The sequence below is a fragment of the Streptomyces sp. NPDC088097 genome (genome assembly GCF_044741845.1).
GTDB lineage: Bacteria > Actinomycetota > Actinomycetes > Streptomycetales > Streptomycetaceae > Streptomyces.
In genome coordinates this window covers 278,535-293,513 of record NZ_JBIUTJ010000001.1, presented here as the reverse complement: position 1 = coordinate 293,513, position 14,979 = coordinate 278,535, and the positions used below count along the sequence as shown (strand labels likewise).

The following is a 14,979-nucleotide window of genomic DNA, read 5'->3' as shown; positions in this document are numbered from 1 at the left end:
CCCGGAGGTTGCCCGGGCGGGCCGGTCTGCGTCCCTAACCGGCCATCGGGCCGGGCTCGGAAGCCCTCTCGGCCCCGGCGGTCCTCTCGACCCTCGGTCCGGATCCCGCGCGGCCCGAGATGCCGAGAAGCAGCGGACCCGTGGGGGCCGCCACCAGGTCGTTCACCGTGAGCGGGTCCAGGGCCGCGAAGAAGGCCTCCTGGGCCCGGTGCAGCGCACCGCGCAGGAGGCAGGCCCCGCGCAGCGGGCAGGGGGTGGTCCCGTCGCAGTCCACGACGTCGCCCGCGCCCTCCAGTTCCCGGACCACGCCGCCCACCGAGGCGGACCGTCCGGCGGGGGTGAGGGTGAGCCCGCCGCCGCGCCCGCGCCGCGCCTCGACCAGGCCGAGGTGCTGGAGCCGGGCGACCACCTTGGCCGTGTGGGTGTACGGAACCTCCATGGTCGCCGCCACGTCGCGCGTGGTGGGGAGGTCCGTTTCCGTGACGGCCAGGCGCATCAGCACGCGCAGCGCGAGGTCGGTGAATCGGGTCAGCCGCATGCCCCTGAGAGTAGAAAACTGGCATCGCAGATGCAAGTTAAAGGGTGCGGGTAAAGGTGGGGCGTGTGGGGTGGCTGAAACCCGTGGGGTCCGCGGTCGGGTCGGCGGGGAAGAACGAAGAGTTCGACCCTTCACAGTGCCCACCCCCCGTACGGAGTAGTCCCACCCTTTTGTGTAATGGTCCCACCACACTGAGTACTGGAAGGCTTCCGTCCCGCAGATCCATGGAGTGATCGAAAGGGAAAGACATGTCGGTCCAGGCAGGTTCCGAATCCGAAGCCCAGACACCGCAGCGCAGTCTCGGCACCTCGGCCGCGCGGAACTTGGCAACCACGACCAAGTCCGCGCCGCAGATGCAGGAGATCACCTCGCGGTGGCTGCTGAAGATGCTCCCCTGGGTCTCGGTGCAGGGCGGGGCGTACCGCGTCAACCGCCGGCTGAGCTACTCGGTCGGCAACGGCATCGTCGAGTTCATCAAGACCGGGACGCAGGTCCAGGTCATCCCGGCGGAGCTGGGGGAGCTCCCGCTGCTGCGCGACTACGAGGACGAGGAGGTCCTCACCGAACTCGCCGCCCGCTGCCGCCAGATCGACTTCGAGGCCGGCCAGGAGCTCACCGCCTTCGGTAGCCCCGCCGACCAGGTGTTCCTGCTCGCCCACGGCCGTATCGACCACATCGGCCCGGGCCCCTACGGCGAGGACGCCGTGCTGCGGACCGTCGCCGACGGAGCCTTCTTCGGGGACGACGCCCTCGTCGACGAGGAGGCGATCTGGGAGTACACCGCCCGCACCGCCACCGCCGGCACCGCGCTCGTCCTGTCCCGCCAGGACTTCCAACTGCTCGCCGACCGCGTGGACTCCCTGCGCGAGCACGTGGAGGACGTACGGACCGCTCCCGCCCGGAGCACCAACAAGTACGGCGAGGCGGCGATCGACCTGTCCGCCGGCCACCAGGGCGAGGCCGTCCTGCCCGGCACCTTCGTGGACTACGAGGCCAAGCCCCGCGAGTACGAACTCTCCATCGCGCAAACGGTCCTGCGCGTGCACACCCGTGTCGCCGACCTCTACAACCAGCCGATGAACCAGACCGAGCAGCAGTTGCGGCTCACGGTCGAGGCGCTGCGCGAGCGCCAGGAGCACGAGATGCTCAACAACCGCGAGTTCGGCCTCCTCCACAACGCCGACTACGACCAGCGCATCCAGCCCCACGACGGCGCCCCCACCCCCGACGACATGGACCAGCTGCTCAGCATGCGGCGCGGCTCCAAGCTGTTCCTGGCCCACCCCAAGGCCATCGCCGCCTTCGGCCGCGAATGCAACAAGCGCGGCCTGTACCCGGAGTCGGTGGACATCGGCGGCAACCGGGTGCCCGCCTGGCGCGGGGTGCCGATCTTCCCGTCGAACAAGATCCCGATCAGCGACGCCCGGACGACCTCCATCCTGTGCATGCGCACCGGCGAGGAGGAGCAGGGCGTGATCGGCCTCCACCAGCCCGGGATCCCGGACGAGATCGAGCCCAGCCTGTCGGTGCGCTTCATGGGCATCAGCGAGCAGGCGATCATCTCGTACCTGGTCACGGCCTACTTCTCGGCCGCCGTCCTGGTCCCGGACGCGCTCGGCGTCCTGGAGAACGTCGAGATCGGCCGCTGGCGCTGATGACCGCGAACGCCCTCGCCACGGGGGAGGGGCAGGAGGCGGCGGCTCTCCTGGAGCGCACCAGGGAAACGGTCAACCCGGTCCTGCGCCGGACCGTCGAGAGCCTGCCCGGTGACATGCGGCGGGTGGCGATGTACCACTTCGGGTGGGAGCACGAGGACGGCACCCCGGCGGCGGGCAGCACGGGCAAGGCCATCCGGCCGGCGCTCGTGATGGCCTCCGCACGGGCCCTGGGAGGCTCGGCGGACCGGGCCGAGGACGCCGTCCGGGCGGCCGTCGCCGTGGAGCTGGCGCACAACTTCACGCTGTTGCACGACGACGTGATCGACAAGGACGTCCGGCGCCGCGGGCGGTCCACGGCCTGGACGGTCTTCGGGATACCGGACGCGATCATCACCGGCGACGCCATGATGGCGCTCGCGCTGAAGGTGCTCGCCGAGGACCCGCACCCGGCCTCCTCGCCGGCCGCGGCCCGGCTCTCGGCCTGTGTCATCGAGCTGTGCGCGGGACAGCAGGCCGACTGCGCCTTCGAGCAGCGGCCGAACGTCTCGCTCGACGAGTGCCTGACCATGGCCACGGCCAAGACCGGCGCCCTCCTGGGCTGCGCGTGCGCCCTGGGCGCCCTCTACGCCGGGGCGGGGCCGGACGAGGTCGACGCGATGGACGCCTTCGGGCGGGAGGCCGGCCTGGCCTTCCAGCTCATCGACGACCTGATCGGCATCTGGGGGGATCCGGGGCACACCGGCAAGCCCGCCGGGGCCGATCTGATCGCCCGCAAGAAGTCCCTCCCGGTCGTGGCCGCCCTCACCTCGGGCACCGAGGCGGGAGAGGAGCTGGCGGCCCTGTACGCGGGGCCCATGACCGGTGACGACGTGCACCGGGCTGCCCGGGCGGTGGAGCGGGCCGGCGGACGCGACTGGGCCCAGGGCCACGCGGCCGACCGGATGGGCCGGGCGGTGCAGGAGCTGTCCCGGGCCGTACCGGACCTCGCGGCGGCGGGAGGGCTCCTGGCGCTGGCCGAGTTCGTCACGCGCCGTACGAAGTGACCGCGCGGGAGCCGCGCGCGGTGAGGCCTGTTCCGGTGCCGGGAGGCGCCGGAACGGGCCTTTTTGCGTGCCCCGGCCAACTCTAGGATCACCCACAGCAGTTGGCATGCGAGTGAAGGGTGATACCTGTGGTGCTGGAGATACGTCAGGCGGATCAGTCGGACCGGGACGCCGTGGCCCGGCTGCTCGACGAGGCCTTCCGCGAGGACCCGGTGAGCAGCTGGGTCTTCCCCGATCCGGCGCACCGGGCGGCCGTGCACGGGCGCTTCCTCGGGGTCTTCGTCGACGTGGCGCTCGCCGAGGGCCGGATCGACTATGCGGCGGACGGCTCGGCCGCCGCCCTGTGGCTGCGGATTCCGGCCGCCGATCCACTGGCCCCGCACGTGGAGGACGAGGTCCCGGCGAAGATGCGCGCGGTGGCCGACCCGGACAACGAGCGCTGCGAGCTGGTCGGCCGGTTGACGGGGGAGGCGCACCCCGTGGCCGAGGAGCACGAGTACCTGCTGATGATCGCGGTCGCCCCGGGCCGGCAGGGGGAGGGGCTCGGGACCGAACTGATCCGGCCCGTGCTGGAGCGCTGCGACCGCGAGGGGGTCCCGGCGTACCTGGAGGCGAGCAGCGAGCGGAGCAAGGAGCTCTACGAGCGGCTCGGCTGGGAGTTCACGGGGCGGGCGGTGCGTCTGCCGGACGGCCCGCTCATGTGGCCGATGTGGCGCAAGCCGCAGGGGTGAGCGGGGGCCGGGGAGGCGGGCGAGGGGCGCCCCGTCCGCAGATCCGGCCGTACCCCCCGAACCGGCCTACCGTGGAGGTATGGCCGGTCGAGAGCAGCAGCGCGAGCACGGGACGGTCGCCCCGCGAGCCGGGCACGAGCAGCACACGTGCCCGGCCTGCGGGAGCGCCGTCGACACCGTCGTCAGACGGCGCAAATCCCTGGGGATCTTCGTACCGCAGTGGGATCCGGGCCCCTGCCGGGACCCGGACTGCCCCCGCTCCGAGATCCCGGAGGGGCGAGAGGGAGACGGCCGGGGCCGCCCCCTCTCCTGAGGCCTGAGCCCTGAGGCCTTAGCCCTTCGTGCCCAGGCCCGAGGCCACCAGGCCGTTGGCCCACAGCTGGTTGACGCGCGAGCGCTCGGCGCTGTTCGGGTTGGGGTTCGTGCAGGAGGTGCCCGGACCGCCGCCCGACATCAGCTCGCTGCACGGACCCGAGTAGTGGTCCGGCAGGCCCAGCACGTGGCCCGTCTCGTGGGCCGTCACGCGGGTGGAGTTGTACTGCTGGTTCTGCTGGTAGTCGAGGAAGATGTAGCCCCGACCGTGCCCGTCGGTGCTCGCGTACGAGCCCCGCGAGTCGTTGCCCTCGTAGTAGGAGAAGTTCCCGCCCGAGGACACCTCCTGCAGCTTGACGTTGGAGACCGAGCCGTTCCAGATCCGGGTGGAGTTGCCTATCTGGGTACGGAACGACGGCGCGTTGCGGGTGTTGTACGTGACGGTGACGAGCTGGATGCCCGGGTTCGCGGCCTTCTGCTCGGCGACCGAGCGCTGCACGGCCTCGAAGAACGCCTTGTTGGCGGTCTGGTTCTCCTGCGAACGCTCGTACGTGGCATAGCTCGCCTGGCTGCCCGTCGGGGTCGCGGCGACGGCGGTGGGGATCACTCCGCCGAGGGCGGCGGCGAAGCCGAGTCCGATGGCGGCGGCCAGCATGGGCTTGCGTGAGGGGCGCATGTGGGGGTGCTCCTACTCGTCCGGTGCGGTGGGGGGTGGGTCGTTCGGTACCGGAGTCTGCGGGAGCCGATGGGGCTCGCGGATGATGTCAGCGGCAGATAACTCCGTCCTATCGGGCGGATTTCGGCGAGATGGACGGGGGGCGACTCCCGTGAGAATGGCGTGATTCGGGGGGCTATCGGCGGCTGGTGCGGCCTGCCGACCGCGCCCTACCCTCGGGGCATGGAGCTTGAGGTGAGGCACCTGCGCGCGCTCTGCGCCATCGCTGACGCCGGCAGCCTGCACAAGGCGGCCCGGGAGCTCGGCGTGAGCCAGCCCTCGCTGACCACCCAACTGCGCCGGATCGAACGCGCCCTGGACGGCGAGCTGTTCCTGCGCGAACGCACCGGCTGTAGACCGACGCCCTTCGGGTGGACGGTGCTCCTACGGGCGAGACCCCTGCTGGAGGAGATGGCCGCGCTGGTCGCCGAGGCCCGGGCGGCGGCGCACGGACCCAGGCTGCGGATCGGGTCGACGGCGAGCCGGGCCCTGCCGGGCTGGCTGCGCAGGATCCACCGGCGCGCCCCGGAGACCGAGACCTCCCTGCGGGTCGACGTGTCGGCGAACGCGCTGCTGCGGATGGTGGCCGCCGGGCAGTTGGACGTGGCGTTCGTCCACGAGGTCGAGGGCAGCCCGTTACGGGTGCCGGCCGGGCTGGAGCTGCGGGTGCTGATGGAGCGCGAGCCCCAGTTCGTGTCCATGTCCCGGGACCATCCGGCGGCGCGTTCGTCCGTGGTGGCCCTGGAGGACCTCGCGGGGGACCGCTGGACGGTGGACCCGGCGGTGGACGGCGAATGGGACGGCCTGCGCCGGGTGTTCGCGGACGCCGGGGTCGATCCGCCTGTCCTGCACACCGATTACCACACGGCGGCCTCGCTGATCGTCTCCGGCGAGGCGGTGGCCCCGTGCCAGCCGACGTCCGGACCCCGCGAGGACATGGCGATCCGCCCGCTGTCCGGTGACCCCCTCGCGGTGCGGCTGCTGCTGGCGACCCGGCCGGGGGCCGCGGCCGAACTGTACGGGGACCTCCGCGACGCCTACCGCGAGGCGGCCCTGAACACCCCGCCGTACCGCGCCTGGCTGAGCCGCGCCGGCAGCTCCCTCCTGGCGGCCTAAGCACCGTTCCGGCCGTGCCCGCCGTTCCGGCCGTGCCCGCCGTTCCGGCCGTGCCCGCCGTTCCGGCCGTGCCCGCCGTTCCGGCCGTGCCCGCCGTTCCGGCCGTGCCGCACGCCTTCCGCGCCTTCGGCGGCCCGCGCCTTCGGCGGCCCGCGCTGCCGTCCGGGCGTACCCGCATGCCGTCGTGCCGGGTTGCTTGACTTCCTCCGATCGCGATATATCGTATTCCACACAAGACGCGATATGTTGCGTGCGTCAGCCCACGAGGAGGAGCAGCACCATGGCCGAGCAGATGACGTGGTCCGTCGCCGCACCCCAGAAGCTCACCTTCGAGCAGCCGGTGACCGACCTGCGCGTCCGTGTCGTCGGTGGCACGGTGAACGTGGTCGCGGCCGAGGAGGGACCGGTCCGTCTGGAGGTCTCCGAGGTCGTGGGCCCCCCGCTGCACGTGGTCCAGGAGGGCGGCTCCCTCACCCTGTCCTACGAGGACCTGCCCTGGAACGGCTCCCAGGGCTTCAAGAAGTGGGTCGAGAGCAAGCCCTGGAAGGCCTGGTCCGGCTCCGCCGAGGACGGCCGCAAGGCCTGGGAGCGCAGCGTCACCGTCACCCTCGCCGTCCCCGCCGGCACCCGGGTCCAGCTGGCCGCGGTCAGCGCCGCCGCCTTCGTCTCCGGGATCTCCGGCGGCACCGACGTCAACGGGGTCTCGGGCGACGCGACCCTCGTCGGGCTCTCCGGTCGGGTCAAGGCCCACACCGTCTCCGGCAGCGTCGAGGCCCAGTCCGTCACCGGTGAGTTCGGCTTCCACTCGATCTCCGGCGGCCTGACGGTCGTCGACGGCTCGGGCGCCAACGTACGGGCCGACTCGGTCAGCGGCGACATGCTCATCGACCTGGCCCCCGACCCGGCCGACCCCACGCCCGTGGACATCTTCCTCAACTCCGTCTCGGGGCAGGTCGCCATCCGCCTGCCGCACCCCGCCGACGCCAAGGTGGAGGCCAACACCGCCACCGGCGGCGTCTCGAACGCCTTCGAGGACCTCCGGGTCACCGGCCAGATGGGCGCCAAGCGGATCACCGGCACCCTCGGCACGGGCGCCGGCACCCTGCGCGCCACCACGATCTCGGGATCCATCGCCCTCCTGCGCCGCCCGCCGGCCGACGCCGACGCCCCCGCCGCCCCCCTCCGGCTCGACAAGAAGGTGCTCTGACATGCCGCCCGTCTTCGCCCACGGCCGCCTCCGCCTCTACCTCCTCAAGCTCCTGGACGAGGCCCCGCGCCACGGGTACGAGGTGATCCGCCTGCTGGAGGAGCGCTTCCAGGGCCTGTACGCACCCTCCGCGGGCACCGTGTACCCGCGCCTGGCCAAGCTGGAGGCCGAGGGGCTCGTCACGCACGCCACCGAGGGCGGCCGCAAGGTGTACTCCATCACCGAGGGAGGTCGCGCCGAGCTGGCCGACCGCGGCGGTGAGCTGGCCGACCTGGAGCTGGAGATCCGCGATTCGGTCTCCGAACTGGCCGCCGAGATCCGTGACGACGTACGGGGCGCCGCGGGCGACCTGCGGCGCGAGATGCTGGCCGCCGCCTCCGCGTCGAGCACCCGGGTCGAGGACGAGTCCTGGAAGGTGGCCAAGGAGGAGCTCCGCAAGGCCCGGCACGAGTGGAAGGAGCAGGCGCGGCGGGCCAAGGACGAGAGCCGCCGGGCCCGCGAGGAGGCCCAGCAGGCCCGCCGGCAGGCCAAGGAGGCCCAGGAGCGGGCCCGCGAGGAGGTCCAGCGCATCGCGGCCCAGCTCCAGGAGCAGTTCTCCAAGTCGGGCGGGGTGTTGGGCAGCCTCGCCGGTGCCTGGCTCGGCGGCGGATCCCTCGCGGGGGCCGAGAGCGGCGCCGACAAGGGCTCCGCGCCGAGCGCGCCCGGGCCGGCCGGATCGGGATGGGCCGACGACCTCGCCCCCGGCACCGATCCGGCGCGGGACCTGGACCGACTGCTGGACCGCTTCCGCGACGACGTGCGCGACGCGGCCCGCGACCACGGGGTCACCCCCGCCCAACTGGCCGAGGCGCGCGCCCATCTGGCGGCGGCAGCCGCCCGGATCGAAGCGGGCCTGCGCCCCGGGTCGTAGCGCTCGCCCGACGGCGGGGCCTCAGGCCGCCAGGCGGTTCTCGGCGGTCGCGTACGTGACGCCGTGGTCCGCGAGGACCTCGGCGACCGTGCCCGGGCGGGACAGCAGGGCCAGCAACAGGTGCAGGGTGCCGATGTGCCGGTCCTTGCGGCCCAGCGCGATCCGCAGGGACTGCTCCAGCGCCTTCTTCGAACCCTGGGTGAAGGGGACGTGCCGCTGACCGGGTTCGGGGCGGCCGAGGGCTGACCGGAGCGAGGTGGCGAGGGTCCGTCGCCGCGGGGTCGGTGAGGAGAGGGCGCCGACGCCGTGGGTCTCCTCGAAGCGGGAGACGATCGCGCCGAGGTCGATGCCCAACCCGGCCAGGGCCTCCTCGTCGGCCCTCGACATCCCGCCGCGCCGCCGGGCCTCGGCGAGGGCGGCGGCCACCGCCTCCCGGTCCACGCCCAGCGGATCGAGGGCGCCGAGGGACATCAGCGAGAGCAACAGGTGTTCCTCGGCCACGGTGGAGGAGCCGGCGCGGCGGGCCTCGGCCACGGCGCCGGTGACCGCGTCGCGGGCGTCATGGGTGAAGCGTTCGAACATCAGAGCCTCCCGTACTTCTTGTGCACGGCCTGCCGGCTGACGCCCAGCTCGGCCGCGATCTCCTGCCAGGACCATCCCTGTGCGCGGGCGCTGCGTACCTGTACGGCCTCCAACTGCTCCAGCAGTCTGCGGAGGGCGGCCACGGAACGCAGGCCCACGCGCGGGTCCTGGTCTCCGGCCCGTGCGGCGAGATCGGTGGCTTCCGTCATGACTGTCAATCTAGGTTGACACGAAAGGGTTGTCAACCCGAATTGACAGACGGAAGCCCGGGCCGCCGGGACCCGGGCTTCCGTCTCGTTACACCGTCAGACCGTCAGACCGTCAGACCGTCAGACCGTCAGGACGACCTTGCCGAAGAGGTCGCCGGACTGGAGCTTCTCGAAGCCCTCGCGCGCCCGGTCCAGCGGCAGCACCTCGTCGATCACGGGGCGGACCCCGGTCGCCGCGCAGAACGCGAGGAGGTCCTCCAGCTCGTCCTTGGTGCCCATGGTCGAGCCGACCACCTTGAGCTCCAGGAAGAAGATCCGGGTCAACTCCGCGTGCGCGGGCCGGTCGCCGCTCGTGGCGCCGGAGATGACCAGGGTGCCGCCCGGGCGCAGCGACTTCACCGAGTGGGACCAGGTGGCCGCGCCGACCGTTTCGATGACGGCGTCCACCCGCGCCGGCAGCCGCGCGCCCGGCTCGTACGCCTCGACCGCGCCCAGCTCCACGGCGCGCCTGCGCTTGGCCTCGTCCCGGCTGGTGGCGAACACGCGCAGGCCGGCCGCCTTGCCGAGGACGATCGCGGCGGTGGCCACCCCGCCGCCCGCGCCCTGGACGAGCACGGAGTCGCCGGGGCGGACCCCGGCGTTGGTGAACAGCATCCGGTAGGCGGTCAGCCAGGCCGTGGGCAGGCAGGCGGCCTCCTCGAAGGACAGCTCGGCCGGCTTGCGCAGCACGTTCCAGGCGGGGACGGTCACCTGCTCGGCGAAGGTTCCCTGGTAGCGCTCGGTCAGGATCGAGCGCGGCTCGTCCGGGCCGACCCCGTGGCCGCTCTGGCCGATCACGGAGTGCAGGACGACCTCGTTGCCGTCCTGGTCGGTCCCGGCGGCGTCGCAGCCGAGGATCATGGGCAGTTTGTCCTCGCCGAGACCGACCCCGCGCAGCGACCACAGGTCGTGGTGGTTGAGCGAGGCGGCTCGTACGTTGACGGTCACCCAGCCGGGTCGGGCCTGCGGTGCGGGGCGGTCCCCCAGCACCAGGCCGTTCAGCGGCTGGTCTCGGTCGATTCGGGCGGCGTAGGCAGCGAACATGGCGCGGAGGCTACCGGTCGGTAGACCGCCCTGACCAGTGGCCGGAGATCGTCCATACGGGCGAGTGGAAGCATTTGTTCGAACCTCAACAGCCCTCCGTACCAGCCGGTTTGTAGCCCGGATGGGCCTAAACGGAACGTCGAGAGGGGTCCTCGGGTGGGGGTAATATTCAAGCCACAGGGCAAGCTCGTCATGAGCCTGTCAAGTTGCCGTGCGCGCCGCACCCGCGCGACGCGGCGACCCCTCCCGGCTCGGGGGCGGGGAGGGTGCGCTCGCGTGTAGGCGGTACGCGAAGGGGCCCGGCCGGAACGTTCCGGCCGGGCCCCTTCGCGTACCGCTCCGTCCCGGCCTCAGGCCAGGCGGGCCACCCCTTCGGCCCTCGCGGCGGCGGCGACGGCGGCCGTGACGGCCTCCGCGACGCGCGCGTCGAAGGGGGAGGGGATCACGTAGTCGGCGGCCAGCTCGTCACCCACGACGCCCGCGATGGCGTCGGCGGCGGCGATCTTCATGCCCTCGGTGATCCGGGTCGCGCGCACCTTGAGGGCGCCCGCGAAGATGCCCGGGAAGGCCAGCACGTTGTTGATCTGGTTCGGGAAGTCCGAGCGGCCGGTCGCCACGACGGCCGCGTACTTGTGCGCGACGTCGGGGTGGACCTCCGGGTTCGGGTTGGCCATGGCGAAGACGAACGCGTCCTTCGCCATCGAGGCCACGGCCTCCTCGGGGACCGTGCCGCCGGAGACGCCGATGAAGACGTCCGCGCCGGCGAGGGCCTCCTCCAGGGAGCCGTTCAGGCCCGTCTTGTTGGTCAGGCCCGCGATCTCCGCCTTGACGTCCGTCAGGTCGGAGCGGTCCGCCGAGACGACGCCCTTGCGGTCGGTGACGCAGACGTCGCCGATGCCCGCGTCCACCAGGATCTTGGCGATGGCGATGCCCGCCGCGCCGGCGCCCGAGATGACCGCGCGCAGGTCGGCCAGGGTGCGGCCGGTGAGCTTCGCGGCGTTGCGCAGGGCGGCCAGCGTCACGATGGCGGTGCCGTGCTGGTCGTCGTGGAAGATCGGGATGTCGAGGGCCTCCTGCAGGCGGCGCTCGATCTCGAAGCAGCGGGGGGCGGAGATGTCCTCCAGGTTCACCCCGCCGAAGGACGGCGCGAGACGGATGACCGTCTCGATGATCTCGTCCGTGTCCTTGGTGGCGAGGGCGATCGGAACCGCGTCCACGCCGCCGAACTGCTTGAAGAGGATGGCCTTGCCCTCCATCACGGGGAGGGAGGCCTCGGGACCGATGTCACCGAGTCCGAGCACGGCCGTACCGTCGGTGACGACGGCGACCACGTTCGACTTCCAGGTGTACTCGTTCACGAGGTCCGGCTGCTCGGCGATGGCGGTGCACACCTTCGCCACGCCGGGCGTGTAAGCGAGGGACAGGTCGTCCTTGTCGTTGACCGGAACCGTGGCCTGGATGGCCATCTTTCCGCCGCGGTGCAGTGCGAACACCGCATCGGGGTTGTTGTCCGTCTCGCTGTCACTGCGAGGGTTGACGATCTCCGCTGCCACTGTGTGTGACCCCTTAGGTCCTTTGAATCATTGAGGGTGACCACTCCTGGTTAAGGGGTGGGCGGGCACCGCGTCCGTACTCCGCATCGGCGGTTGGCCCGCCTCCGCGGAGGGGAGGTTCGTACGCGCGGGCGCGCCGCACGCGCGCCCTGAGCCCCGGATGAGGGGTGTAAGGATCTGTTCTACCGGAAGAACGCTCGCCCAGACGAGTCGATTCCCGCTCAACTGTAGGTCGCTTGTCCCGTTTTTGGCTAAAAGTCCAAACCTCGCTGTCCGATAGATGAGACGCACCGCAAATAGTGAGCGAAAAAGGGCTGGTCACGGCGATTTGTGCGGCCTTGAAGGCCCTTGCCCGTAGTCCTGTTGGGTAGTCGGGGGCGCCCGTTATCTGATTTTGACCTGATGGGCAGCCTGAATGCGTCAGTCCGAATGGCAAGATGCCGTAATCACACAAGGTCGCGACACTCGATGGTGCGTGCACGACCGTTTTCGGATGCTTTCCGTCTGCCTGTCGGAGGAACCAGCTCATGACCGCTAGCACCACCCGCCGTACGACCGCCGCCCGGTCCCGGATCGCCGCGGTCGGCGCGATCGCGGTCACCGGAGCCTTGATCCTCACCGGTTGTGGCGACCAGACCGACTCCGGCTCCTCGACCCCCTCGGCGAAGACCGACAACAGCGCCCCGCTGTTCTCGAAGCTCCCGAAGAAGATCCAGGACGCGGGCGTCATCAAGGTCGGCACGGACGCGACCTACGCCCCGATGGAGTTCACCCAGAGCGGCAAGATCGTCGGTGTGGACCCCGGCATCGCCGAGGCCCTGGGCAAGCAGCTCGGCGTGCAGTTCAAGTTCGAGTCCGGCACCTTCGACACCCTGATCGGCAGCATGCAGACGGGTCGCAGCGACCTGGTCATGTCCTCGCTCACCGACACCAAGGCCCGCCAGGAGGGCCTGGACGACAAGGGCGCCAAGACCGGCGCGGGTGTCGACTTCGTCGACTACTTCTCCGCGTCGACCGGCATCCTGGTCAAGAAGGGCAACCCGGAGGGCATCAAGACCCTCGACGACCTGTGTGGCAAGAAGGTCGCCGTCCAGCGCGGCACGACCTATGAGCAGTCCGCCAAGGACCAGTCCGAGAAGTGCAAGAAGGACGGCAAGGGCGAAGTCGCCGTCGAGGCCTTCCCGACCGACGCCGAGGCCCAGACCCGAGTGAAGGCCGGCGGCGCCGTCGCCGACCTGAACGACTCCCCGGTCGCCGCGTACATCGCGCAGACCGCCGGTGGCGGCAACGACTTCGAGGCCGTCGCCAACCCGACCGACGCCGGCCTCTTCGGCATCGCGGTGGACAAGAAGAACGCCCAGCTGCGCGACGCGCTCAAGGAAGCCCTCGACGCGGCCATCAAGGACGGCTCGTACAAGGCCGCCCTGGACAAGTGGAACGCGGGCTCCGGCGCCGTGACCGAGGCCAAGATCAACGCAGGCTCCTGATCTCCGCGCACCACCGCAGCACACTGAAGGGCAGTCACTGTGACTGACAAGCTCGACAAGGTCCCGGGCCCGGCGGACACCCCGCCGGCCGGGGCCGTCCCCCCCGAGGCGATCAAGGCCATTCCGGTCCGTCATTACGGCCGCTGGATCAGCGCCGTGGTCGTCATCGGCCTGGTCGTGGCGCTCGCGATCGCCTTCTCGCAGGGCAACGTTCGCTGGGCGACCGTGCCGGAGAAGCTGTTCGACCCGACCATCATCCGCGGCGTCGGCAACACCATCTGGATCAGCGTCGCCTCGATGGCCCTCGGTCTGGTGCTCGGTGTTCTCTTCGCCGTCATGCGGCTCTCGAAGAACCCGGTGACCAGCACCATCGCCTGGTTCTACATCTGGCTCTTCCGCGGCACCCCGGTGTACGTGCAGCTCCTCATCTGGTTCAACCTCGCCCTGATCTTCCCGATCCTGAACCTCGGGTTCTACAAGGACGAGATGACCCAGGTCATGACGCCGTTCCTGGCGGCGCTGTTGGGGCTCGGCCTCAACGAGGGCGCGTACATGGCCGAGATCGTCCGGGCCGGCATCCAGTCGGTCGACGAGGGCCAGACCGAGGCCTCGCACGCGCTCGGCATGACCCGTACCCAGACCATGCGTCGGATCGTGCTGCCCCAGGCCATGCGGGTCATCGTGCCCCCGTCGGGCAACGAGTTCATCAACATGCTCAAGACCTCGTCGCTCGTCGTCGCCGTGCAGTACTTCGACCTGTTGCGCGCGGCCCAGGACATCGCCTCCACCTCGTTCGCGGTCATGGAGATGTTCTTCGTCGCGTCGATCTGGTACCTCGCCCTGACCAGTGTGTTCAGCGTCGGCCAGTACTACCTGGAGCGCCGCTACGCCCGCGGTGCGCTGCGTTCCCTGCCGCTCACGCCGATGCAGAAGATCAAGGCGAAACTGTCCAGCTTCTCGAACCGCAAGGCGGTGGCCTGATGACTTCGACTGCCATGGTGAAGGCCGAAGGCGTCCACAAGTCCTACGGCGCGGCCCACATCCTCAAGGGCATCGACCTGGAAGTCGCCCCGCGTGAGGTCTTCTGCCTGGTCGGCCCGTCCGGCTCGGGCAAGTCGACCTTCCTGCGGTGCATCAACCACCTGGAGCAGGTCAACGCCGGACGGCTGTACGTCGACGGGAAGCTCGTCGGCTACCGCGAGAAGGGCGACAAGCTCTACGAGCTGAAGGACAGCGAGGTCGCGGCCCAGCGCCGGGACATCGGCATGGTCTTCCAGCGCTTCAACCTCTTCCCGCACATGACGGCCATAGAGAACGTCATGGAAGCCCCGGTCATGGTCAAGGGCGAGTCCAAGGCGGTGGCCCGCGAGCGCGCGGCCAAGCTCCTGGACCGGGTCGGTCTCGGCGACAAGGGCGGGAACTATCCCACCCAGCTCTCCGGCGGCCAGCAGCAGCGCGTGGCCATCGCCCGCGCGCTGGCCATGGAGCCGAAGCTGATGCTCTTCGACGAGCCCACTTCCGCGCTCGACCCCGAGCTGGTCGGCGACGTCCTCGACGTCATGCGGGACCTGGCCGAGTCGGGCATGACCATGATCGTGGTGACCCACGAGATGGGCTTCGCCCGCGAGGTCGGCGACAACCTCGTCTTCATGGACGGCGGCGTCGTGGTCGAGTCCGGCCACCCGCGCGAGGTCCTCGGCAACCCGCAGCACGACCGGACGAAGGCGTTCCTGTCCAAGGTGCTGTAACCCCGCCGCGCGACGGGGGAGGGGCGGTACGGATGGTTCCGTACCGCCCCTCCCGCGTTCCGGGCGGAAGTTGCGCCTTCAGCCCTA

General features: G+C 71.0%; 16 protein-coding genes. 10 read left to right on the top strand and 6 right to left on the bottom strand.

What is annotated here, in order from left to right:
* Positions 1–34 precede the first annotated feature (34 nt).
* On the bottom strand, positions 35–538 hold the full coding sequence (locus ACIOD1_RS01275) for an RrF2 family transcriptional regulator (RefSeq protein WP_401899498.1): 504 nt from the start codon (positions 536–538) through the stop codon (positions 35–37).
* Between the two features lie 248 nt (positions 539–786).
* Between ACIOD1_RS01275 and ACIOD1_RS01270 the strand changes: the two genes are divergently transcribed.
* The 4 genes from ACIOD1_RS01270 to ACIOD1_RS01255 all read left to right on the top strand — a co-directional run bounded on the left by ACIOD1_RS01270 (position 787) and on the right by ACIOD1_RS01255 (position 4,283).
* The gene (locus tag ACIOD1_RS01270; RefSeq protein ID WP_365618545.1) at positions 787–2,193 is read left to right on the top strand and encodes a family 2B encapsulin nanocompartment shell protein; all 1,407 of its coding nucleotides are present in this window, start codon (positions 787–789) and stop codon (positions 2,191–2,193) included.
* Positions 2,193–3,239, top strand: coding sequence for a family 2 encapsulin nanocompartment cargo protein polyprenyl transferase (locus ACIOD1_RS01265; protein ID WP_365618542.1), 1,047 nt, complete (start codon positions 2,193–2,195; stop codon positions 3,237–3,239). The genes ACIOD1_RS01270 and ACIOD1_RS01265 overlap by 1 nt, the downstream gene beginning before the upstream one ends.
* Before the next feature lie 128 nt (positions 3,240–3,367).
* Complete coding sequence (locus tag ACIOD1_RS01260; protein WP_401899494.1) at positions 3,368–3,970, top strand: GNAT family N-acetyltransferase; 603 nt, start codon at positions 3,368–3,370, stop codon at positions 3,968–3,970.
* A gap of 79 nt (positions 3,971–4,049) precedes the next feature.
* Positions 4,050–4,283 carry a hypothetical protein gene (locus ACIOD1_RS01255; protein WP_401899492.1) on the top strand — a complete coding sequence of 78 codons (234 nt, stop codon included), beginning with the start codon at positions 4,050–4,052 and terminating at the stop codon, positions 4,281–4,283.
* Between the two features lie 18 nt (positions 4,284–4,301).
* Here ACIOD1_RS01255 and snpA read toward each other — a convergent pair whose 3' ends face one another.
* Positions 4,302–4,958, bottom strand: a complete 657-nt coding sequence (snpA, locus tag ACIOD1_RS01250; RefSeq protein ID WP_365618535.1) for a snapalysin — start codon at positions 4,956–4,958, stop codon at positions 4,302–4,304.
* Between the two features lie 222 nt (positions 4,959–5,180).
* On the opposite strand from snpA, the gene ACIOD1_RS01245 reads away from it, so the two are divergent.
* From ACIOD1_RS01245 to ACIOD1_RS01235, 3 genes are all read left to right on the top strand, one after another.
* Complete coding sequence (locus ACIOD1_RS01245) at positions 5,181–6,113, top strand: LysR family transcriptional regulator (RefSeq protein WP_365618532.1); 933 nt, start codon at positions 5,181–5,183, stop codon at positions 6,111–6,113.
* Positions 6,114–6,393: 280 nt separating this feature from the next.
* On the top strand, positions 6,394–7,320 hold the full coding sequence (locus tag ACIOD1_RS01240; RefSeq protein WP_365618529.1) for a DUF4097 family beta strand repeat-containing protein: 927 nt from the start codon (positions 6,394–6,396) through the stop codon (positions 7,318–7,320).
* A gap of 1 nt (position 7,321) precedes the next feature.
* A complete protein-coding gene (locus ACIOD1_RS01235) occupies positions 7,322–8,230 on the top strand; it encodes a helix-turn-helix transcriptional regulator (protein WP_401899489.1) in 909 nt (302 codons plus the stop codon).
* Between the two features lie 21 nt (positions 8,231–8,251).
* Here ACIOD1_RS01235 and ACIOD1_RS01230 read toward each other — a convergent pair whose 3' ends face one another.
* The 4 genes from ACIOD1_RS01230 to ACIOD1_RS01215 all read right to left on the bottom strand — a co-directional run bounded on the left by ACIOD1_RS01230 (position 8,252) and on the right by ACIOD1_RS01215 (position 11,657).
* On the bottom strand, positions 8,252–8,812 hold the full coding sequence (locus ACIOD1_RS01230) for a Clp protease N-terminal domain-containing protein (RefSeq protein WP_365618523.1): 561 nt from the start codon (positions 8,810–8,812) through the stop codon (positions 8,252–8,254).
* Entirely contained in the window at positions 8,812–9,021 is a 210-nt protein-coding gene (locus tag ACIOD1_RS01225; RefSeq protein ID WP_365618520.1) for a helix-turn-helix domain-containing protein, read from the bottom strand. Before ACIOD1_RS01225 ends, ACIOD1_RS01230 begins: the two co-directional genes overlap by 1 nt.
* A 120-nt stretch (positions 9,022–9,141) precedes the next feature.
* On the bottom strand, positions 9,142–10,104 hold the full coding sequence (locus ACIOD1_RS01220; protein WP_365618517.1) for a zinc-binding dehydrogenase: 963 nt from the start codon (positions 10,102–10,104) through the stop codon (positions 9,142–9,144).
* A 350-nt stretch (positions 10,105–10,454) separates the two neighbouring features.
* Complete coding sequence (locus tag ACIOD1_RS01215; protein WP_401899485.1) at positions 10,455–11,657, bottom strand: NADP-dependent malic enzyme; 1,203 nt, start codon at positions 11,655–11,657, stop codon at positions 10,455–10,457.
* Between the two features lie 527 nt (positions 11,658–12,184).
* On the opposite strand from ACIOD1_RS01215, the gene ACIOD1_RS01210 reads away from it, so the two are divergent.
* The 3 genes from ACIOD1_RS01210 to ACIOD1_RS01200 are packed head-to-tail and all read left to right on the top strand — an operon-like array spanning position 12,185 to position 14,892.
* A complete protein-coding gene (locus ACIOD1_RS01210; RefSeq protein WP_365618515.1) occupies positions 12,185–13,144 on the top strand; it encodes an ABC transporter substrate-binding protein in 960 nt (319 codons plus the stop codon).
* A 39-nt stretch (positions 13,145–13,183) separates the two neighbouring features.
* A complete protein-coding gene (locus tag ACIOD1_RS01205; RefSeq protein ID WP_401899482.1) occupies positions 13,184–14,125 on the top strand; it encodes an amino acid ABC transporter permease in 942 nt (313 codons plus the stop codon).
* Positions 14,125–14,892, top strand: coding sequence for an amino acid ABC transporter ATP-binding protein (locus tag ACIOD1_RS01200; RefSeq protein ID WP_365618512.1), 768 nt, complete (start codon positions 14,125–14,127; stop codon positions 14,890–14,892). Before ACIOD1_RS01205 ends, ACIOD1_RS01200 begins: the two co-directional genes overlap by 1 nt.
* The last annotated feature ends 87 nt before the right edge of the window (positions 14,893–14,979 follow it).